Origin of the sequence: Bacillus sp. JJ1503 (genome assembly GCF_036965125.1) — a bacterium.
Lineage (GTDB): Bacteria > Bacillota > Bacilli > Bacillales > Cytobacillaceae > Cytobacillus.
Window position 1 is genome coordinate 13,709 of the sequence record NZ_JBALOZ010000084.1, and the last position, 19,540, is coordinate 33,248.

Annotated in this window: 19 protein-coding genes and 3 tRNA genes; 2 read left to right on the forward strand and 20 right to left on the reverse strand. The window is 39.3% G+C overall.

Going from position 1 to position 19,540, the window contains the following annotated elements; translation table 11 throughout:
- Nucleotides 1-56: 56 nt before the first annotated feature.
- The 4 genes from V7149_RS07675 to V7149_RS07690 form a co-directional block, all read right to left on the reverse strand.
- Entirely contained in the window at nucleotides 57-1,532 is a 1,476-nt protein-coding gene (locus V7149_RS07675) for a M23 family metallopeptidase (RefSeq protein WP_335345063.1), read from the reverse strand.
- A 376-nt stretch (nucleotides 1,533-1,908) separates the two neighbouring features.
- A tRNA-Phe gene (locus V7149_RS07680) sits at nucleotides 1,909-1,981 on the reverse strand.
- Nucleotides 1,982-2,207: 226 nt separating this feature from the next.
- Nucleotides 2,208-2,279 (reverse strand) — tRNA-Glu (locus V7149_RS07685).
- A 7-nt stretch (nucleotides 2,280-2,286) separates the two neighbouring features.
- Nucleotides 2,287-2,362 (reverse strand) — tRNA-Lys (locus V7149_RS07690).
- Between the two features lie 317 nt (nucleotides 2,363-2,679).
- Here V7149_RS07690 and V7149_RS07695 point away from each other — a divergent pair.
- Nucleotides 2,680-2,895 (forward strand): hypothetical protein, encoded by a 216-nt coding sequence (locus tag V7149_RS07695; RefSeq protein ID WP_335345064.1) that lies wholly within the window; start codon nucleotides 2,680-2,682, stop codon nucleotides 2,893-2,895.
- Nucleotides 2,896-3,255: 360 nt separating this feature from the next.
- On the opposite strand, the gene V7149_RS07700 is transcribed toward V7149_RS07695, so the two are convergent.
- From V7149_RS07700 to V7149_RS07760, 13 genes are all read right to left on the reverse strand, one after another.
- The gene (locus tag V7149_RS07700; protein ID WP_335345065.1) at nucleotides 3,256-4,548 is read right to left on the reverse strand and encodes an adenylosuccinate synthase; all 1,293 of its coding nucleotides are present in this window, start codon (nucleotides 4,546-4,548) and stop codon (nucleotides 3,256-3,258) included.
- Nucleotides 4,549-4,751: 203 nt separating this feature from the next.
- The gene (dnaB, locus tag V7149_RS07705) at nucleotides 4,752-6,107 is read right to left on the reverse strand and encodes a replicative DNA helicase (protein ID WP_335345066.1); all 1,356 of its coding nucleotides are present in this window, start codon (nucleotides 6,105-6,107) and stop codon (nucleotides 4,752-4,754) included.
- A gap of 176 nt (nucleotides 6,108-6,283) precedes the next feature.
- Nucleotides 6,284-6,733, reverse strand: a complete 450-nt coding sequence (gene rplI, locus V7149_RS07710) for a 50S ribosomal protein L9 (RefSeq protein ID WP_335345067.1) — start codon at nucleotides 6,731-6,733, stop codon at nucleotides 6,284-6,286.
- Nucleotides 6,730-8,703 (reverse strand): DHH family phosphoesterase, encoded by a 1,974-nt coding sequence (locus V7149_RS07715; protein WP_335345068.1) that lies wholly within the window; start codon nucleotides 8,701-8,703, stop codon nucleotides 6,730-6,732. Before V7149_RS07715 ends, rplI begins: the two co-directional genes overlap by 4 nt.
- Nucleotides 8,704-8,777: 74 nt before the next feature.
- Nucleotides 8,778-9,719, reverse strand: coding sequence for a YybS family protein (locus tag V7149_RS07720; protein ID WP_335345069.1), 942 nt, complete (start codon nucleotides 9,717-9,719; stop codon nucleotides 8,778-8,780).
- Between the two features lie 257 nt (nucleotides 9,720-9,976).
- Entirely contained in the window at nucleotides 9,977-10,213 is a 237-nt protein-coding gene (gene rpsR / locus V7149_RS07725; RefSeq protein WP_221847803.1) for a 30S ribosomal protein S18, read from the reverse strand.
- Nucleotides 10,214-10,264: 51 nt separating this feature from the next.
- The gene (gene ssb, locus V7149_RS07730) at nucleotides 10,265-10,774 is read right to left on the reverse strand and encodes a single-stranded DNA-binding protein (RefSeq protein WP_335345070.1); all 510 of its coding nucleotides are present in this window, start codon (nucleotides 10,772-10,774) and stop codon (nucleotides 10,265-10,267) included.
- Nucleotides 10,775-10,837: 63 nt separating this feature from the next.
- Complete coding sequence (gene rpsF / locus V7149_RS07735) at nucleotides 10,838-11,125, reverse strand: 30S ribosomal protein S6 (protein ID WP_335345079.1); 288 nt, start codon at nucleotides 11,123-11,125, stop codon at nucleotides 10,838-10,840.
- Between the two features lie 236 nt (nucleotides 11,126-11,361).
- Nucleotides 11,362-12,252, reverse strand: coding sequence for an ABC transporter permease (locus V7149_RS07740; RefSeq protein WP_335345071.1), 891 nt, complete (start codon nucleotides 12,250-12,252; stop codon nucleotides 11,362-11,364).
- A gap of 13 nt (nucleotides 12,253-12,265) precedes the next feature.
- Nucleotides 12,266-13,186, reverse strand: coding sequence for an ABC transporter permease subunit (locus V7149_RS07745; protein ID WP_335345072.1), 921 nt, complete (start codon nucleotides 13,184-13,186; stop codon nucleotides 12,266-12,268).
- Between the two features lie 156 nt (nucleotides 13,187-13,342).
- Nucleotides 13,343-14,443: a redox-regulated ATPase YchF gene (gene ychF / locus V7149_RS07750; RefSeq protein WP_335345073.1), complete on the reverse strand. Its 1,101-nt coding sequence runs from the start codon at nucleotides 14,441-14,443 to the stop codon at nucleotides 13,343-13,345.
- 122 nt (nucleotides 14,444-14,565) lie between these two features.
- The gene (locus tag V7149_RS07755) at nucleotides 14,566-14,763 is read right to left on the reverse strand and encodes a DUF951 domain-containing protein (RefSeq protein WP_335345074.1); all 198 of its coding nucleotides are present in this window, start codon (nucleotides 14,761-14,763) and stop codon (nucleotides 14,566-14,568) included.
- 2 nt (nucleotides 14,764-14,765) lie between these two features.
- Nucleotides 14,766-15,665, reverse strand: a complete 900-nt coding sequence (locus V7149_RS07760; RefSeq protein WP_438824097.1) for a mechanosensitive ion channel family protein — start codon at nucleotides 15,663-15,665, stop codon at nucleotides 14,766-14,768.
- A 324-nt stretch (nucleotides 15,666-15,989) separates the two neighbouring features.
- On the opposite strand from V7149_RS07760, the gene yyaC reads away from it, so the two are divergent.
- Nucleotides 15,990-16,610 (forward strand): spore protease YyaC, encoded by a 621-nt coding sequence (yyaC, locus tag V7149_RS07765; protein WP_335345075.1) that lies wholly within the window; start codon nucleotides 15,990-15,992, stop codon nucleotides 16,608-16,610.
- 32 nt (nucleotides 16,611-16,642) lie between these two features.
- Here yyaC and V7149_RS07770 read toward each other — a convergent pair whose 3' ends face one another.
- From V7149_RS07770 to V7149_RS07780, 3 genes are all read right to left on the reverse strand, one after another.
- Nucleotides 16,643-17,356 (reverse strand): DUF554 domain-containing protein, encoded by a 714-nt coding sequence (locus tag V7149_RS07770; protein WP_335345076.1) that lies wholly within the window; start codon nucleotides 17,354-17,356, stop codon nucleotides 16,643-16,645.
- 164 nt (nucleotides 17,357-17,520) lie between these two features.
- The gene (locus tag V7149_RS07775; protein WP_335345077.1) at nucleotides 17,521-18,363 is read right to left on the reverse strand and encodes a ParB/RepB/Spo0J family partition protein; all 843 of its coding nucleotides are present in this window, start codon (nucleotides 18,361-18,363) and stop codon (nucleotides 17,521-17,523) included.
- A complete protein-coding gene (locus V7149_RS07780) occupies nucleotides 18,356-19,117 on the reverse strand; it encodes a ParA family protein (RefSeq protein ID WP_335345081.1) in 762 nt (253 codons plus the stop codon). Before V7149_RS07780 ends, V7149_RS07775 begins: the two co-directional genes overlap by 8 nt.
- Between the last annotated feature and the right edge of the window lie 423 nt (nucleotides 19,118-19,540).

Genomic DNA, 19,540 nt, shown 5'->3' on the forward strand with positions numbered 1-19,540 from the left:
TACCTAGTTTGTTAAAGTAGAAAAGCCTCTAGTATCGAAACTAGAGACTTTGATCATTAACGAATATATTTTAGAGGGTTTTGGAGTGCACCATTTTTATAAAGTTCAAAATGTAAATGTACACCTGTAGAATTTCCAGTAGACCCCATTACTCCTATTTTGGAGCCCTTTGAAACGACTTGTCCCGGGCTTACACTAATAGATGATAGATGTGCATAGATGGTACGGTAGCCATTCTGATGGTCAATCACAATTTTGTTACCAAAGCTGCCTTGATAGCCTGCAGATACAACTACCCCATTATCAGCTGCTTTGATCGTGCGATTGCTCGGTCTCGCTATATCAATTCCTTTGTGCAATCTTCCCCAGCGATTGCCTACATGACTTGAAACATATCCTCCAACCGCAGGCCAAATAAAGCTGCCTTCACCGCGTGATGGAATCACCTTAGTACCTTTGACGACAATATGATTAACAGGCTGTTCAAGAATTTCCTCTTTTACAATTTCCTTCGTCACCACTTGCCCATTCTGTACGGAGATATGATAAGTGGCAGCCCGTTTTCCATCTTTTCCTTCTTGCTTAACCTTTGTATCCCCTTTGAACATATTTGCATTTTCCACTACTTCTTTTTTAAAAGGGATCACTTCATTTGTGAAGTATTCCTTATCAATAATTACGTGAATAAATGGTTTTAAAATGGTTACGTTCAATTCCTGACCAATTTGCAGAAGGGAGTCTTCTGATAATCCCGGATTAAGGTCTAGCAGCTGCTCGACTTTAAGGTTATGAGCGTGTGCAATTCCACCTAGCACATCCCCTTCTTTCACCATATATTTGACTTCCTCTAAAGATCCCTTTTCAAGAAGCTTAACAGCATCCCCAACAGAAATAATATTTGCTGGCTCAACTTTTTCAGTTTTGATGGAAACTTCTTTTGAAAGTTTTACGTCTAATATACGAGTTTCATTTTCTTTCAATGGGGGTAATGTACTAGTATCAGAAGTTTGCATTGCCTCAACTGCTTTTAATTCATCTTCTGACACATATTTTAACTTCAAGTTTTTAATAATTTCATTTGCTTGATCTTGGTTTTGGACGTAGGCAACTGGATTCCCGTCAATGATAAGGGCAGAAGCCTCGGCCTGTACCTTAATTTCTTTCATTACTTCCTCTGCCACCTCTGTATGATTCGTTTCAGAGTTTGCATGGAAAACCTGCTCTGGTACATATGTAACCTCAGAGTTTAAAGAAAGCTTTAGCGTTTCATTCGAGGACTGAGCCTCTTTCAATTTCTTATCAATTAAACCTTCTATGGCCGTTTTATCAGTAACTGTCCCAATATATTGTTTATCTACATAAACATAGTAAACAGTTGTCAGCTTTTCAGTATTGGCATGTGCTGAAATACCAGCAGCAAAAGAAATTGCACCTACAGCAAAAACAGTTAATGCGGTAGTTTTGAAGGCAGTTTTAAATTTATTATATGTATGTGTTTTGATCTTCGTGAATTTATTTGTCGAATCTTGCATTGGTATATCCTCCTAGACTACGGCAACAAATACACTTCCAATTAGTGCTATATAACTATTATTCTATTTACCATAATTTTTTCACTTCTATACTTTACCATAAAATCCATCTAATAGACTATTTGACTTCATAATGTAACATAATTGTATAAATGATGACAATTTACTGTCATAAGGGCCTAAAATGTCGATTGAATTTTGTCGAAATGAAGAGAAAGACTAGTACATAAAGCTTATTATGACTAGGTTTTTCCTACTATTTTTTATAAAAGAGGGTATAAGCGCGGTATTTAAACATTTTCTTGTTATAGAGAGTGGATTATTACAGTTATGTAACAAAAATAGAGTATGAACAGGTTCATACTCTATTTGGTAATGGCTCAGGACGGAATCGAACCGCCGACACAAGGATTTTCAGTCCTTTGCTCTACCGACTGAGCTACTGAGCCGTATATAATATAGTTTCCTAAAGTTTGTTTAGCTTAAAGAATGTGCTCCAAATCCCTGCGTGATTTGTCGCAGATTTTAAAAGTTTACCATTCGGGGAAGGGTTGCTTTGTAGCTGTAATCTTTTAAAATCCTCTACCAACTGAGCTACTGAGCCGTATTATATGTATTAATGCCATCCAGCAAGGTGGCCGGGCTTGCCTGCCGCTTACTGGATGGCATTTGCCATGACCCGTACGGGATTCGAACCCGTGTTACCGCCGTGAAAGGGCGGTGTCTTAACCGCTTGACCAACGGGCCTAAGAAATGGTGAGCCATGAAGGACTCGAACCTTCGACCCTCTGATTAAAAGTCAGATGCTCTACCAACTGAGCTAATGGCTCGTATAATATGTTGTTTCCTAAATATTGATTGTAGTCATAAATGTGCTCCAAATCCCTGCGTGATTTGTCGCAGATTGCTACAGCTGCTATTCGCTGATGTAATGCTCCGGACTGCAAGCTTCTGCAATCAGCTAATGGCTCGTTTATGACGACGCTTTTTATAATAGCATAGAAATATAATAGTGTGCAATACTTTTTAAAAAAAATACTTTTTATCATACACTCTGCATTATTCTACAAATAGGCAAATATCCTATTCCTCTTTAAAAATGGACACATATACTAAGACTGTAATAATTTGAGGAGGGATATATAAAATGGAAAGACAATTCGGGTATGGAGGATATCCCGGCTATGGTGGGTATCCTGGTTATGGCATGGGGGTTGGTGGATATCCTGGTCATGGTATCGGATATGGCGGGTATCCTGGTTACGGCATGGGATATGGTGGGTATCCTGGCTATGGTATGGGTTACGGCGGTTACCCTTACCATCATCATTACCATCATCATGGATATGGTTGCCATTACTGAGAGGGGCTCTATCGGATCTGATAAATTATTCAAATTAATTTAGTATTTGAACGCAAGGCAATCCTGAATAAATTGATTGAACCTAAATTTTAATAAGAATGAAATGAAGATGAGCTGTTTGGTAAAGGTAAGTTTTATTTAAATTGCATAATTGGACAAAAAAAGGCATCTAACAGCCAAAATCCGGCTTATCGGATGCCCTTTGCCTATTGATGACCTCTTTGTGTAAATTTGCATTGAGAGTGGGAAGCTGATGACCACCGTTGTAATAAATTTTTCTACTTGCTTAATTTTACGGACTTATTTGACAGCGCCCTAACCATTCCCTTTAAAAAATCCTGATTTTTATATTCATAGCTATTAGTTTTGCCGCCAAGGGCTTCTTACTACATTAGTTTGTGTGCGATCAGGGCCTACTGAGAAGATGGATAACGGAATTCCAGTTACTTGTGAAACGCGCTCAATGTAGTGCCGTGCATTGGCGGGTAGCTCATCTAATGTTCTACAGCCAGTAATATCCTCTTTCCAGCCCGGCAGTTCCTCATAAACAGGTTCACATTCTGCCAGCACCTTTAAGCTTGCAGGGAATTCCTCTATCACTACCCCTTTATAGCGGTAGGCTACACAAATTTTTAAAGTTTCAATTCCAGTTAATACATCTACGGAATTCAATGACAGATCTGTAAGCCCGCTCACACGGCGTGCATGGCGGACAACTACACTATCGAACCAGCCGACACGGCGCGGACGGCCTGTCGTTGTTCCATATTCCCGGCCTACTTCCCGGATTTGATGGCCAATTTCATTATCAAGCTCTGTTGGAAATGGACCGTCCCCCACTCGAGTTGTATAAGCTTTACATACACCTACAACATGTTTAATCTTGGAAGGGCCTACACCTGAACCAATGGTTACTCCCCCGGCCACAGGGTTAGAAGAGGTAACAAATGGGTAGGTTCCCTGGTCAATATCGAGCATGACCCCTTGTGCCCCTTCAAAGAGAACTCTGCGCCCCTCATCAAGGGCATTATTAAGTACAACTGATGTATCACAAACATAATGTCGGATCTGCTGTCCATATTCATAATATTCATCTAAAATCTCTTCTTTTGTAAAACCCTGTGTATCATAAATACGTTCCAATAAACGATTTTTTTCTTCCAGATTGCGTGCAAGCTTTTCTTCAAAAACTTCCTTATCTAATAAATCAGCAATACGGATACCAATCCTCGCTGCTTTATCCATATAGGCAGGGCCAATTCCCTTCTTCGTTGTTCCAATTTTATTCGCCCCTTTTCTCTCTTCCTCCACTTCATCCAATTTAAGATGATATGGGAGAATGACATGGGCACGGTTGCTTATGCGGAGGTTATCAGTTGCTACTCCTTTTTCGTGCAGATAGGCAATCTCCTTAATAAGTGCTTTAGGGTCAACCACCATCCCATTACCGATCACACTGATCTTTTCACGATAGAAAATCCCTGAGGGAATCAAATGCAGTTTATACGTTTCCCCGTTAAATTTAATCGTATGGCCCGCATTGTTTCCACCTTGATATCGAGCAATGACTTCAGCATTTTCAGATAAGAAATCGGTAATTTTGCCTTTTCCCTCATCTCCCCACTGTGTTCCAACAACGACAACTGATGACATTTTTACAAGCACCTCCGGATTTATCAATCACGATTGATTTCCATTTGAACAACACCATTTTAGCAATCTTTTTACGGAAAAGTCAACAAAACACGAACTATTCTATTAAATTATTGAAATATGTTCGTATTTATATGAAAATAGGAAAATAAAAAAGAACCAGCTATAAAAACTGGATCTTCCACTATAATTATATGAATTTTTTAAGCACCAGGAGGATCATCATATCTTCTCTCTAAGTTTACGAATTTATTATACTCTTTCACAAAGGCAAGCGACACAGTACCTGTTGGACCATTACGCTGCTTCGCGATGATGATCTCAATGATATTTTTATTCTCTGATTCCTTGTCATAATAATCATCACGGTAAAGGAATGCGACGATATCCGCATCCTGCTCGATACTCCCTGATTCACGGATATCAGACATCATTGGTCTTTTATCTTGACGCTGCTCCACTCCACGGGAAAGCTGGGATAGAGCAATAACAGGAACTTGTAATTCACGTGCTAACCCTTTCAATGATCGGGAAATTTCCGAAACTTCTTGCTGGCGGTTTTCCCCAGAGCGTCCGCTACCGAGAATGAGCTGCAAGTAATCAATTAAGATCATCCCAAGGCCATGCTCCTGCTTCAGACGGCGGCATTTGGAACGAATATCTGTAATCCGCACACCAGGTGTATCATCGATAAATATCCCTGCATTCGACAAGCTTCCCATCGCCATCGTCAGCTTGCCCCAGTCTTCATCCGTCAAGGAGCCTGTACGCAGTCTTTGTGCGTCAATATTTCCCTCTGCACAGAGCATACGCATGGCGAGCTGCTCGGCACCCATCTCAAGGCTAAAAATCGCTATATTTTCCCCTGTTTTAGTTGCTACATTTTGCGCAACATTTAAGGCAAATGCCGTTTTCCCAACGGAAGGACGTGCCCCAACAATAATCAAATCGTTGCGCTGAAATCCAGCCGTCATTTTATCAAGCTCGGCGAAACCAGTCTCAAGCCCTGTAATGTCGCCCTTCCGGTTATGCATGACTTCAATATTATCGTATGTGCGAACAAGAACATCCTTAATATTATGAAAGGCACCTGCATTTTTCCGTTGAGATACTTCTAGAATATTCTTTTCCGCTTCCCCTAGTAGGACCTCTACCTCATCCTCACGGGTATAGCCGTCCTGAGCAATGCCAGTTGCCGTACGAATTAATCTGCGGAGAAGAGATTTCTCCTCAACAATCTTTGCGTAATACTCAATATTAGCTGCTGTCGGAACAGATCCCGCAAGCTCACTTAAATAGCTGACTCCACCTGTATCCTCGATCAACTTTGCTGCTGCAAGCTCTTCCGTCACGGTAATTAAGTCAACTGCTTTTCCCTGATCGCTTAACTTTAACATCACATTGAAAATCTTTTGGTGGGCTGCACGGTAAAAGTCCTCAGGAATCAAAATTTCAGAAGCTAAAGTAAGGGAAGATGGCTCGAGAAAAATAGCCCCTAGAACCGCCTGCTCCGCTTCAATATTTTGGGGTGGAAGACGATCTGCAACTAATTCATTCATCTATAAAAACCTCCTTTAATATTGTCCAGAGGAATATGAAAATTAAATAACGATTACAGTAAAAAAAATAATTAAAAATGGCTAAAAGCTTAGAAAAAATGTGACCAGCAGAACCGATCACATTTTTTTCAACTCTTCTATTTTATCATGTTTATGAGCTAATGGAACTTCCAAATTTAGTTTGCTTCTTTTACATGGACATTCAAAGTGGATGTCACTTCTGTATGAAGTTTAACAGGAACCTTCGTATAGCCTAATGAACGAATGGCATCTGGCAGCTCAATTTTGCGCTTGTCAATTTTGATATTGTGAGCCTTCTGCAATTCTTCTGCAATTTGCTTACTTGTAATCGAGCCAAATAGTCGACCGCCTTCGCCCGCTTTTGTCGAGAATTCCAATGTAATTTTATCCATTGTTTCCTTCAACTTTTTGGCATCAGCCAGTTCTTCTGCCGCTAACTTTTCTTCTTTCTTCTTTTGAGCATTTAATGTGCTAATATTTGCTTGGACTGCCTCAACAGCTAGGCCCTGTTTAATCAAGAAATTTTGTGCGTATCCGTCCGCAACATTCTTGACTTCCCCTTTTTTTCCTTTTCCTTTAACATCCTTTAAAAATATGACTTTCATTCCTTTTTTCTCCCTTCCATATATTCATCAATGGCGGCAAGTAAACGCTCTTCTACTTCATCTAGAGAATGATCTGTCAGCTGAGTTGCCGCATTCGTTAAATGCCCTCCGCCATCTAGGCTTTCCATGATGACTTGAACATTGATATCCCCTAGAGATCTTGCGCTTACTCCGACTGTATTTTCAGATCGCTTCGAAATAACAAAGGAAGCAAGTACGCCGTCCATCGTCAGCAATGTGTCCGCTGTCTGTGCAATTAACACTTGATGAATTTCCTCATCAGGCTGCCCCTTTGCAATCGCAACGCCTTCACGATAAAAATACACATTTTCGATTAATTTTGCCCGTTTAATATAAGTCTTAACATCTTCTTTAAGGAACTTCTGCACGAGAACGGTGTCAGCTCCCTGAGAACGTAAATAGGAGGCCGCATCAAAGGTTCTTGAACCAGTCCTTAGACTGAAGCTCTTCGTATCAACAGTAATACCAGCTAGTAAGGCAGTTGCCTCAAGCATATCGATCTTTCCATACTTCGGCTGGTACTCGAGGAGCTCGGTCACTAGCTCAGCAGTCGATGAAGCATAAGGCTCCATATAAACAAGGAGCGGATTATGAATGAACTCTTCTGCCCGGCGATGGTGATCGATGACGACAACATGGTCTATTTTCTGAATGAGCTTTTCTTCAATAACCATCGAAGGCTTATGAGTATCGACAATCACTAACAGCGTATCGTCTGTTGCCATTTCTAATGCTTGTGCCGGGGTAATAAATTTGGAATACAATGATTCAGTTTTTTTGATTTCTGTCATAAGTCTTTGAATTCCGGTGTCAATATCTTGAGGATTAATGACGATATACCCTTCACGCTGATTCATCTGGGCAATTTTTCGAATGCCAATGGCCGCTCCGATGGCATCCATATCCGGATTCTTATGCCCCATAATAATCACCTTATCACTCTCAGTGATCAACTCCTTCAGAGCATGGGCAATGACACGCGCACGGACCCTTGTTCGCTTTTCAACAGGATTCGTTTTCCCGCCGTAGAACTTAACTTTTCCGTTTGTCTGCTTAATGGCCACTTGATCTCCGCCGCGCCCAAGAGCTAAGTCGAGACTTGATTGAGCAAGAACACCCAATTCAGGCAAGGATGAGACACCCGTTCCAACTCCGATACTTAATGTTAGAGGCAGGTTTCTCTTTGCCGTTATTTCTCTAATATCATCTAGAATCGAAAATTTCCCTTTTTCAAGGTACTGAAGTATTTGTTCATTAAAGACAGCCATAAATCGATCAGAGGATACCCTTTTTAAGAAAACCCCATTATCTGTTGCCCATTTGTTCAAAATGGAGGTCACAATATTGTTAAGGCTGCTTCTCGCCTGATCTTCCATCCCTTGGGTCAGTTCATCATAATTATCTAAAAAGATAATAGATATAACGGTTCTTTCTTCTTGATACAATTTTTCAATTTCTGTTTGTTCTGTTACATCAAAAAAGTAAAGCAGTCGCTCTTCCAATTTCAGAATAACACGAAGCTTACGGTCATGAAGCGTAATCACTTCTGTTTCCACTTCCTGTTTGATTAATGGGACTAGGAAATCTGCAACATCATAAAGCGATCTTCCTACTAACGTATCTTCATCAAAGCATGAAGCCAGAAAAGGATTGGTCCATTCAACGTAATAATCATCATTAATGAGCATAATCCCAATTGGCATCTCCATTAAGGCCTCTTCGCCAACCTTTTTTACCCGGTAGGATAAAGTAGATATGTATTCTTCTGTTTCCTTCCTCTGTAAATAAATGATTTTAAATAGGTAATAGAAGGGAAGAACAACAAGAAGAAGTCCGATCAGGCCAAAAATCCAGTTATAATACGCTAATATAATAAGAAGCACCACTGTTATGCCCATCAATCCATAGATTGGATAGCGAATGGAGCGCTTTTCTAAATATGACGGCATGTTTTCAGCTCCTAAACAGCAGTGTTTAGAGCATGCCCTATTCAGGAGATAGATTCATCCTTTTGGACATACATTTATTTACTCTTTTCTAATCTTTTTCTTAAATCAAACCCTAAGTCAATTATACCTAATATCCTTACAATAGAAAGGAAAATTGGAATGATGAATGTAAAGACCACCGCAAAAATAGGGACAGCCTTCGAAATGCCCTTTTTATGGCAAAAATAAGAAATAAGCGATAATCCTTGAAGGACCATAAACATTTGAAGCAGAAATCCAATATTCATTAACGCCATATACCAATAGGTGCCTTCTTCAGGATTTAGGGCAAATGAGGCCAACATCGTTAATAAATAATACCAAAGAATACTTTTTGGCAGGACAATCTCTCTAAAGGCCTTCCAGCGTTCTATCTCTACTCCAAAACGTTTAACGATTGGAAATGAGACTAGTTCTATTAATAAAACCCCAAATAGGGCAATTAATACAAATAAACTTGGTGTTAGAGTATCAAGCAAATTTAACGATGCTTCAAACTGCTCGATTATTTTCTCACTTGATCCTTGCCCGATCGTTTCTAGCATGCTTCGCGACTCATCAATAGATTCCCTTAGCACACTAATAGATTCCTTTATAAAGTTAATTTTGAAGAAAACGACTGCAACTGCATATTGGATTAATACCGTTGCGAGAAATACTAATGAAGCAGCTAAATAGGAAACGGTCCTGCTTTTCCTCTCCTTAATCAATTGCCCGATTACGATGCCTGTCAAGCCATAGGTGAGCGTAAGAGGAACCGCAAGCAGCGTTCCTACAATCAGGGAGATTAGAACAGCAGCAATAAAGAAAACAAACGCAAACATGCGTGTGTTTTTCGCCCCAAACATAATAAAGGGCACTGCCAAAAATAGATTGCTGACGACACCAAGTATCGGAATATACATCGTTATTAATATGAGAACGGCATAGGCTGCTAATAAAACAGCCCCTTCAGTCAGCTTATGTACATTTTTCATTTTTACACCTCTTTTTAACGGGACACCATAAATTCTATTTTAGCTAGTATTTTAGTCATATTCAACTAGGAAGGGCGGGATGTCCTGTCATCGGTGGTAGGCGCTCCTCCTAATAGCAAACGCTTCTACTCGTGCGATGATTATGATGTTGGAGCACCCCTTGTGGAGCTAGACAGTTCTCAAACATTAGAAATGTTCGCCTATCATTGTAATAAAAAAAGCACAACAGGTTGCCCCTTGTTGTGCTTTATTATCTATTATTCACCTGCAACGTATGGCAGTAATGCCATTTGGCGTGCACGCTTAATCGCAACAGTTAATTTACGTTGGTATTTAGCGTTTGTACCAGTTACACGACGTGGTAAAATTTTACCGCGCTCAGAAATGAACTTTTTAAGAAGATCTACATCTTTGTAATCGATGTGAGTGATTCCGTTTGCTGTAAAGAAGCAAACTTTACGACGTTTTGCACGTCCTCCTCTACGTCCTCCCATAGCCATGGTCATTTCCCTCCTTTTGTTTTATTTAGTCGTTCAATAATCAAGTTAGAATGGCAGATCGTCATCTGATATGTCGATTTGTCCACCGTCATTTGCAAATGGATCGTTATCTACCCGCGTATAGCCTTGATTATTTCTGTTGTTTTGTGGTTGTTGATTCTGATTGTTGTTATTTCCAAATGGGAAATCCTGTTCTCTAGGTGCGCCATAATTAGCATTTTCGCCTCTGGAGCTATTCCGAGGCTCAAGGAATTGAACACTTTCAGCCAATACCTCTGTAATATATACACGCTTTCCATCCTGACCATCAAAGCTGCGAGTTTGAATTCTTCCATCTACTCCGGCAAGACTGCCCTTTTTCAAGAAGTTCGCCACGTTTTCAGCAGCTTTTCTCCAAATAACACAGTTGATGAAGTCAGCTTCTCTTTCACCTTGTTGATTCGTAAACGTACGGTTTACAGCAAGAGTGAATGAAGCAACCGCTACACCATTTGGGGTATATCGTAAATCAGGATCCTTTGTCAAACGTCCAACAAGAACAACACGGTTCATCATCAGAATCAACTCCTTTCTTCCAAATGTTTCACATGGAACATTTTGGAGGTTACAATTTATCTATTATTTCTCATTTTTAACAACGATATGACGGATAATGTCTTCGCTGATTTTCGCTAAACGAGAGAACTCGTCAATAGCTGGAGCTTCAGCGTTAACATGGATTAATTGGTAGAAGCCATCACGGAAATCATTGATTTCGTAAGCTAAACGGCGCTTACCCCAATCCTTTGCTTCAGTTAACTCCGCACCATTTTCAGTTAAGATTCCGTTAAAACGCTCAACTAGAGCTTTTTTAGCTTCATCTTCAATGTTTGGGCGGATGATGTACATAATTTCGTACTTTCTCATCACTTTTACACCTCCTTTTGGTCTAAACGGCCCTTTCTAAAGGGCAAGGAGCAATTATTCATTACTCACAAGATGAAAGTATAGCACAAAATATCAGCTTTTGCAATGGACTAGACCTCTACAAATGAATATTTGATTTATGGGCTTCATCTTTATCGTTTGGTTTTTTATCCCCCTGCTTCTTCTTCACTATGTATCTCGGATTGTTTTAATACTGAGGCTCTTCCATTCATATCCTACTGGATATGCCGATTAAAATGCTGCCTAATTCCTTCTCCCAAAATATTAAATGTGAGCGTGGAAATCACAATAGCCAGCATCGGAAAGAACGGAATCCAAAACGCCCGTATAACATCCTTCCGTGCCTCCCGAATAAGAGTTGCCCAATCTATACTTGTATTGATTAGCTCACTATACCCATATGTAACTTGCACAATGTCCTGTGTAAGAAATACATTGATAATGGCAAGTTGCCCAATTAGGATGGCCACCCTTCCTGCATCGATAAAAAAGTTAACAATAATACTTGGAAAAAGGTTAGGAAAATAGTGTGAAACTAACATTTTTATTGGATCAACTCCGATCGTTATCCCTGCCTCAATAAATGGTTTTTGAGATAGACCATAAGCCTCCTGCTGAATAATAAAGCTAACTCTTCCTACTTCAATTAAGGCAATAATGACAATTGTCCAATAGTATCTATGCTCATGAAAAAGAAGAAATGGCAAAGTCAGAACTAAAGCGGCTGTAAAAAGGACTGGAAAGCTGGAAAATAGCTGATTCCACCATTTATTAAGCCATGAAATAACCCCTCTATTCCTCATTCCAAGAAGCCCTAACGGAATAGCAAATATATACCTAAGGATCACAATGCTAAATATGAGAATAAACGTATCTTTTGCCCCCATGATTAATAGACTTAATAAATCTCGCCCCTCCCGATCAGATCCAAGAGGGAACATGTCAGAGGGGGGAAAAGGAGCTACAGAAATTTTCCCTGGCCCTGGGAAGATCACCCTTTCCCCCTTTAAATCCGAATCCACAAACGAAAGAGAAGGGCCAAAAATGGTGAAAAAGGCCAATATACTAGCCATGATTAGTCCTATAATTAAATAATAGTTACGCAAATATATCTCCCCTTTAAGGAATCCGTAAACTTCTCTTAATGATAAATCCAAGGACTTGTGCAATTATGACAAATAGGAGAAAACATAAACTGATTCCAATAATCATACCCGGCTCGAAGTTTCGAAAAGCTCCCATGTGAAAGCCTAAGCCGAAACCAAGGGCTGTAATTAATCGATAGGCCATCCCTTCATATCCAATTAAATATTCAACAATGATTAAACTAGACAATAAGTGAATCATGAGTGAGATCATATGATTAATAACCGTTTTCAAAGCATTGCGAAACATATGTTTATTAATGACCTTTGACATCGGAAATCCCTTTGACTGTGCCACTTGGATATAATACTGGCCTTCTTCATTAGCTAAAGCATCTGAAGTGATTCTAGCCATATACATCATTGGGTAAATGGAAATTAGAATGGCTGGCACAATAAACCCATACCAATTCGTCTGACTAAAAAGGCGCAACGTTGGAAAGGTAAATATAACGAGCCATTGAATACTTATGACAAGGAAGAAATCAGGTATCGATTGCAAAAGCCATGTGAACCCATGGCCAATGATTCTCTTCTTATTTGATCTATTGCGATAATCAAAGATTCCCTTCCCAATCCCTATTAATAGGCTAAGAAAAAAAGCAGGAAGAAGCAGCTTTAAACTATTGGGCACAAAACGCCTAAGCTCATCCTCGACCGTCAAACGTTCATGCTTCGTTCCCCCTAAGCTTTTTTTATCCCATATATGCTGTATGTATGTCGTAATATCTTTCTTGTACTCCTGCCAAGAGAATTGATATTCCATCTGTACCGTTAAAGCCTTTCCACTAACAGAGAGTACTGGATTTCTTGGAAATAGGACAACGAGAAATAATCCCGCAATGATAACAGCATAAAGCAGTACATTCTTCAAAATCACCCTTGCTATATTCATGTAAAAGACTCCCCTTATGTTCTATCTTCTTTTGAAAGTATAGCAAAAAAAGGTAAAATTTTCTATAAATTCGGTATATTCGTAATTCTTCCCCTTCATGAGGCTAAAAATGGCGTTAAAAAAACACTGCAGATTCGTACTCTGCAGTGTTTCCTTTTATACATTAAAACGGAAGTGGATAACATCTCCGTCTTGAACAATATATTCTTTTCCTTCTAAGCGAACCTTCCCAGCTTCACGTGCCGCAACCATATTTCCTCCAGCTAACAGATCATCATAGGAAACCGTTTCTGCACGGATAAAGCCTCTTTCGAAATCAGAATGGATAACCCCGGCACATTGTGGAGCTTTCATGCCTTTTTTGAATGTCCAAGCACGCACTTCCTGAACACCGGCTGTGAAATAAGTAGCTAGTCCAAGAAGGTGATAAGCGGAGCGAATTAATTGATCCAGTCCGGATTCCTCAATTCCAAGCTCCTGAAGAAACATTTCCTTTTCTTCTCCTTCTAGCTCAGCAATTTCTGATTCTATTTTTGCACAAATGACAATGACTTCCGCATTATCATTTTTTGCAAATTCTTTTACCTGTTGGACATATTCATTAGAATTCGGGTCTGACACATCGTCTTCCCCAACATTGGCTACATATAGAACCGGTTTAATGGTTAAAAGATGCAGTCCCTTAGCAACCTTCATTTGCTCTTCTGTAAATTCTACTGTTCGAGCAGGCTTGTCCGCTTCGAAAGCCTCTTTTAATTTCTCAAGAATCTCCATTTCAAACATAGATTCTTTATCTTTTTGTTTCGCCATTTTTCCAACTCTGGCAATCCGCTTTTCAACAGATTCAAGGTCCGCCAAAATTAACTCCAGATTAATCGTTTCAATGTCAGAAAGCGGGTCAACCTTGCCGGCAACGTGAGTAATATTATCATCCGCAAAGCAGCGGACTACCTGGCAAATGGCCTCTACCTCACGGATATGGGATAGAAATTTATTTCCTAGCCCTTCTCCTTTGCTCGCTCCTTTTACAATTCCCGCAATATCCGTAAATTCAAATGTTGTTGGAACGGTTTTCTTCGGCTGAACAAGCTCTGTTAATTTATTTAAGCGATAATCAGGAACCTCTACAATTCCTACATTCGGATCAATCGTACAAAATGGGTAGTTCGCCGATTCTGCCCCCGCTTGGGTAATCGCATTAAATAATGTCGACTTTCCGACATTCGGCAACCCTACAATACCTGCTGTTAAAGCCATCCAAGTCACTCCTCAAATAAAAAAATATCTATGAAAATCACTTACAATCGGTATATGAATTCCTTCACAATTATAGAGATTAACTAAGAAAAGCGCAAGGTGCTCGACCAAACCGCCGGAACTTATTCCTCATGCTTCACAAGGATTTTCTTCATCTTTCTCGCAAATTCCCTTCTTGGGATTAATACACTGTGTGAACAGCCTTCACATTTTATCCGGATATCGGCTCCCATACGAATAATTTTCCAGCGATTAGTTCCACATGGATGCTGCTTTTTCATTTCGACAATATCATTTAAATTGAATTCCTTTTGTTCCACGATTAGCCCCCCATTCCGTCTTTTGTTTTCTTTAATTCTTCTTCATTTCGCGAATACATGACAAGGCGAGGGAACGGCACATCAATTCCATTCTCCTCTAAGCATTGCTTAATTTCCTTCCTTAATTGCCGTGCGATATAGAAATGCCTCATAGGCAATGTTTCAGACGTAACTCTGATTGTGAGATTGGAAACATCTAAAGTTTGCACACCAAGAATTTCAGGCGGCTTCACCATATCCTCATACTTTTCCGGCAGATTCTCCAGCAGCTCCTGCAGAACCTTCTCTGCTTTATTGATATTACTTTCATAAGCAATATTTACATCCACAAAAGCCACACTATTATTGATTGAAAAGTTCGTTACCTGGTTAATACTTCCGTTAGGCAATATATGTATTTCCCCGGTCCAACTTTTAATTTTCGTTGTCCTTAGTCCAATTTCCTCTACGGTCCCCATAAACTGGTCCACCTGAATATAATCCCCTACCGAAAATTGATCCTCAAAAATAATAAAGAATCCCGTGATGATGTCTCGAACAAGATTTTGTGCTCCAAATCCAATAGCCAATCCAACAATTCCCGCACCAGCTAATAAAGCCTTCACATCGATGGCCATCGTTTCCAAAATCATCATTAAGGCAAAGAAAAACGCCACATATGTAAGAATATTGACTAATAGCTTTACTAATGTAGCCTCACGCCGCTCTGAAATTCGAATAAGCGAACTGTGCGTCCTAAGTTTAAATATTTTTAAAATGACAGCCTTTCCTATTTTAATAAAAAGACCCGTCAAAATAATAATAAATAAAATTTTAAGAGCCCCATTCCCGATTGCCATCCAAGTTTCTTCATTTGATAAAACTTCAATTTTTTTATTAAAAAATGTCCTTATATGGTCCAATCTTTCACCTTCTTTAAATAGAGGTTCGCTTTTTTGTATCAAAAAACTTACTTTATTTAAGCTTAGTGCATCTATTGAGGGCAAGCAATCATAGATTAGAATAACCCAGTAATCATAAGAGATAAAGCAAGTTCATTTTAACAATTTCTCTCTTAGTTTTGTACCCCTTCACAGCACGATTTCCCCACATACTAAACACCATGTATAGATTACTAATATTTTCCGTATACTGTTACTACCTAAAATGCGGATGTGGAATAGCAGGTGAAAACTGTATACATATAAAGAAAATTTCCCTGTTCCCAACAAAAAGGAGTGGATCCAATGGATTTTAGACCTCAGCTTTTTGAAAAAAAAGCAAATTCGGAAAGAATTGTGCATGATGAACCGACTGCCGCCCATCAGTTAGCTTTGCAAATCAACCAATTATTGCCAACTAATTTTAGAAACCGGCCTATTGTATTTGTCTGTATCGGGACTGACCGATCAACAGGGGACTCATTAGGTCCACTCATCGGAACACTTCTTGAAGAAAAAAGAATGCCCTCCTTTTTCGTGTACGGAACTTTAGAAAATCCCATTCATGCTGTAAATATGGCTGACAAACTGGCGGAAATTCAAAAAAAGCACTTTAATCCTTTTATCATTGGCATTGATGCGTGCTTAGGGCGTTTAAAAAGTGTAGGTGTGATTCAGATTGGAGAGGGCCCTGTGAAGCCTGGTGCTGGTGTGAATAAAGAACTTCCAGAGGTAGGGCATATGCATATTACAGGAATCGTCAATGTTAGCGGCTTTATGGAGTTCTTTGTCCTGCAGAATACAAGACTTCATCTTGTGATGAACATGGCCAAAACCATTGCGAACGGAATTTACAACGCAAACTTACTTTACAAACCAGAACGAACTATATCAAGATTTGATTCAGAACAAGAGAAAATAACATAAGGAGAGGATAATAAGGCTCCCCTCCTTTTTTTTTAGAAATATAATTGATAAAAATAAATAATCGTCACAATTAACCCTACTACAGCAATTCCAGGAAGTAAATTAGCTACGCGAATTTTGATAATGCCGGTAAGATTTAAACCAATAGCAAAAATCATGATTCCTCCAGTAGCTGTCATTTCTTTAATAAAGCTATCCATAAGAATCGGCGGAACAAATTGATCGATCTGTGTAGCAAATAGGGCGATTAGTCCTTGGTAAATTACAACAGGGATAGCCGAAAACAGGACGCCAATTCCAAGAGTAGTCGTTAAAATCAACGCAGTAAAACCATCAATTATCGACTTTGTGTAAAGCACATCATGATCGCCTCTAATCCCGCTGTCCAATGCGCCAATAATGGCCATGGCACCAATCACAAAAATAAGTGTAGCCGTGACAAATCCTTGAGAAATACTCCCCTGACCATTAGAGCCAATTTTCCTTTCCAACCAATCACCAAGTGCATTAAGCTTATTCTCCAAAGCAAAATACTCACCCAGAACAGCCCCAAATACAAGGCTGATAATAACGACTAGGAAATTCTCACCCTTTAAGGCCATTTGAAGGCCCAAAACCATGACAGCCAATCCAATGGCATGCATGACAGTCCCTTTCATATTTTCAGGGATTCTATTAAGCATTTTCCCTAAAAGGGTACCAATAATAATCAATAATCCATTTACAAGCGTACCAAGTAGAAACATTTTTTCACCTTACTAGTTAAATTTCGACATACGAATGAAGTTAAAGATACACTACCATGAACGAGAGATAGATGACAATCATTTTTTTCAAAATTTCGTTAATAGATAAGGAGAAATCTCCAAAAGCCAAAAAAATAAACCATCCTATGATGGCTTAAAATAGATTATTTACTTGTTTCAAGCAGTTCTAAAATCCGATCTAAATCTTCCTTGGAAAAGAACTCTATCTCAATTTTCCCTTTATTATTTGTTTGTTTTATATTAACCGTTGTTCCGAATCTCTCACGTAGGAAGGACTCTTGCTCTTTAATAAAAATATCCTTTTTAGGTGCAGGCTGTTTTGTTTCACGTGAAACATTATTGAGCTGTTGAATTAACTGTTCTAACTGCCGAACATTTAAGTTATCTTTAATGATTTTCTCAACTAACACCATAAGCTTCTCTTTACTTCTTAGCCCCAATAAGGCTCGGCCGTGGCCCATGGTGATTTTCCCTTCGGAGATCAGTGTCTGGATTTTTGGAGGCAAGGAGAGTAAGCGAATATGGTTTGCAATATGCGGCCGGCTTTTTCCAAGACGCTTTGCTAGTTCTTCTTGGGTAATCTTCAATTTTTCCATTAGAAGCTGGTAGGCAGCACCTTCTTCAATTGGGGTTAAATCCTCACGCTGCAGATTTTCTAATACAGCTAATTCCATCATCTGCTGTTCATTCAATTCTCTAACGACTACCGGAACCGTTTCTAATTTCGCCGCTTTTGCTGCGCGATACCGTCTTTCCCCTACAACAATTTCATAGCCCTTTAAGCTTTTCCGTGCGATGATTGGTTGCAAAATACCATGCTCTAGAATCGACTGGGTTAACTCTTCAATTGCTTCCTTCTCAAATATTTTACGAGGTTGATAAGGATTAGGACGCAGCTCTTTTAAATTGATTTCCCTAACTGATTCCTCTTTGGTCTCCATGTTGGAAAAAAAAGCGTTAAGCCCCTTCCCTAAACCTTTAGCCATTCGAAACCACTTCCTTTGCTAAATCTAAATACACCTCTGCACCACGTGATTTAGGATCATAAGTAATAATAGGTTCACCATGACTCGGCGCTTCACTAAGGCGGATATTTCTAGGAATGATTGTTTGATACACTTTATCCTGGAAATATTTTTTCACCTCTTCGATAACTTGAATGCCCAAATTTGTTCTCGCATCCAGCATCGTCAGTAACACGCCTTCAATTTTTAAATCATGATTTAAATGCTTCTGAACGAGGCGGACTGTGTTCAAAAGCTGGCTTAGCCCCTCGAGGGCGTAGTATTCACATTGAACTGGAATGATGACAGCATCAGATGCTGTAAAGGAATTTAATGTTAATAAGCCAAGAGATGGCGGACAATCAATAATAATGTAATCGAAGTTCTCTTTAATTTCCTCTAAGGCACGTTTTAAACGCACTTCCCTTGAAATCGTCGGCACTAATTCAATTTCTGCTCCAGCTAGTTGAATCGTTGCAGGAATAGCATATAAATTCTCAACTGTAGTTGGGCGAATAACCTTCGCAGCTTCTACATCATCTACTAACACATCATAAATACATTGATCAACATCTGCTTTCTCTATTCCTACCCCGCTTGTCGCATTCCCTTGAGGGTCAATATCTACTAGCAAAACCTTTTTTCCTATGTATGCTAAACAGGCACCAAGGTTCACGGATGTAGTCGTTTTTCCTACTCCACCTTTTTGGTTTGCAATTGCAATGACTTTGCCCACGATATCACCTACTTTCATCTATAAATAAACTTCTATGAATATATTTAAGACTTCGAAATTACTGTCAAACTATTAAAAAGGCAATCATGTATTCTATTTTAACATGAAAAAGACGAGAGAATAAATTTTAATTGATAAAATGCAATCTTCTAAATTGAACATAATCTGAATGAAAGGAATAGCAAGTATTAAGGGGAGATTTAACTTGAGGAGTAGTCGAAGCTTATGATCAAAAAATGAGGATAAAATCGAGCTTCATGAACGATTCATAGTACGTGTTTTCAACTGTACCCTTGCTAAACGAGAGTCATGAACACTTCATAGTGCGCATTTTCGACTGTACCCTTGCTAAACGAGATTCATGAACACTTCATAGTGCGCATTTTCAGGTGAACCCTTGCAAAAAGAGCTTCATGAACGCTT

Coding starts and splice junctions, on each gene's coding strand:
- V7149_RS07675 (WP_335345063.1), bottom strand. CDS start 1,532: ATGCAAGATTCGACAAATAAATTCACGAAGATCAAAACACATACATAT.
- V7149_RS07695 (WP_335345064.1), top strand. CDS start 2,680: ATGGAAAGACAATTCGGGTATGGAGGATATCCCGGCTATGGTGGGTAT.
- V7149_RS07700 (WP_335345065.1), bottom strand. CDS start 4,548: ATGTCATCAGTTGTCGTTGTTGGAACACAGTGGGGAGATGAGGGAAAA.
- dnaB (WP_335345066.1), bottom strand. CDS start 6,107: ATGAATGAATTAGTTGCAGATCGTCTTCCACCCCAAAATATTGAAGCG.
- rplI (WP_335345067.1), bottom strand. CDS start 6,733: ATGAAAGTCATATTTTTAAAGGATGTTAAAGGAAAAGGAAAAAAAGGG.
- V7149_RS07715 (WP_335345068.1), bottom strand. CDS start 8,703: ATGCCGTCATATTTAGAAAAGCGCTCCATTCGCTATCCAATCTATGGA.
- V7149_RS07720 (WP_335345069.1), bottom strand. CDS start 9,719: ATGAAAAATGTACATAAGCTGACTGAAGGGGCTGTTTTATTAGCAGCC.
- rpsR (WP_221847803.1), bottom strand. CDS start 10,213: ATGGGAGGACGTAGAGGAGGACGTGCAAAACGTCGTAAAGTTTGCTTC.
- ssb (WP_335345070.1), bottom strand. CDS start 10,774: ATGATGAACCGTGTTGTTCTTGTTGGACGTTTGACAAAGGATCCTGAT.
- rpsF (WP_335345079.1), bottom strand. CDS start 11,125: ATGAGAAAGTACGAAATTATGTACATCATCCGCCCAAACATTGAAGAT.
- V7149_RS07745 (WP_335345072.1), bottom strand. CDS start 13,186: ATGAATATAGCAAGGGTGATTTTGAAGAATGTACTGCTTTATGCTGTT.
- ychF (WP_335345073.1), bottom strand. CDS start 14,443: ATGGCTTTAACAGCAGGTATTGTAGGGTTGCCGAATGTCGGAAAGTCG.
- yyaC (WP_335345075.1), top strand. CDS start 15,990: ATGGATTTTAGACCTCAGCTTTTTGAAAAAAAAGCAAATTCGGAAAGA.
- V7149_RS07770 (WP_335345076.1), bottom strand. CDS start 17,356: ATGTTTCTACTTGGTACGCTTGTAAATGGATTATTGATTATTATTGGT.
- V7149_RS07775 (WP_335345077.1), bottom strand. CDS start 18,363: ATGGCTAAAGGTTTAGGGAAGGGGCTTAACGCTTTTTTTTCCAACATG.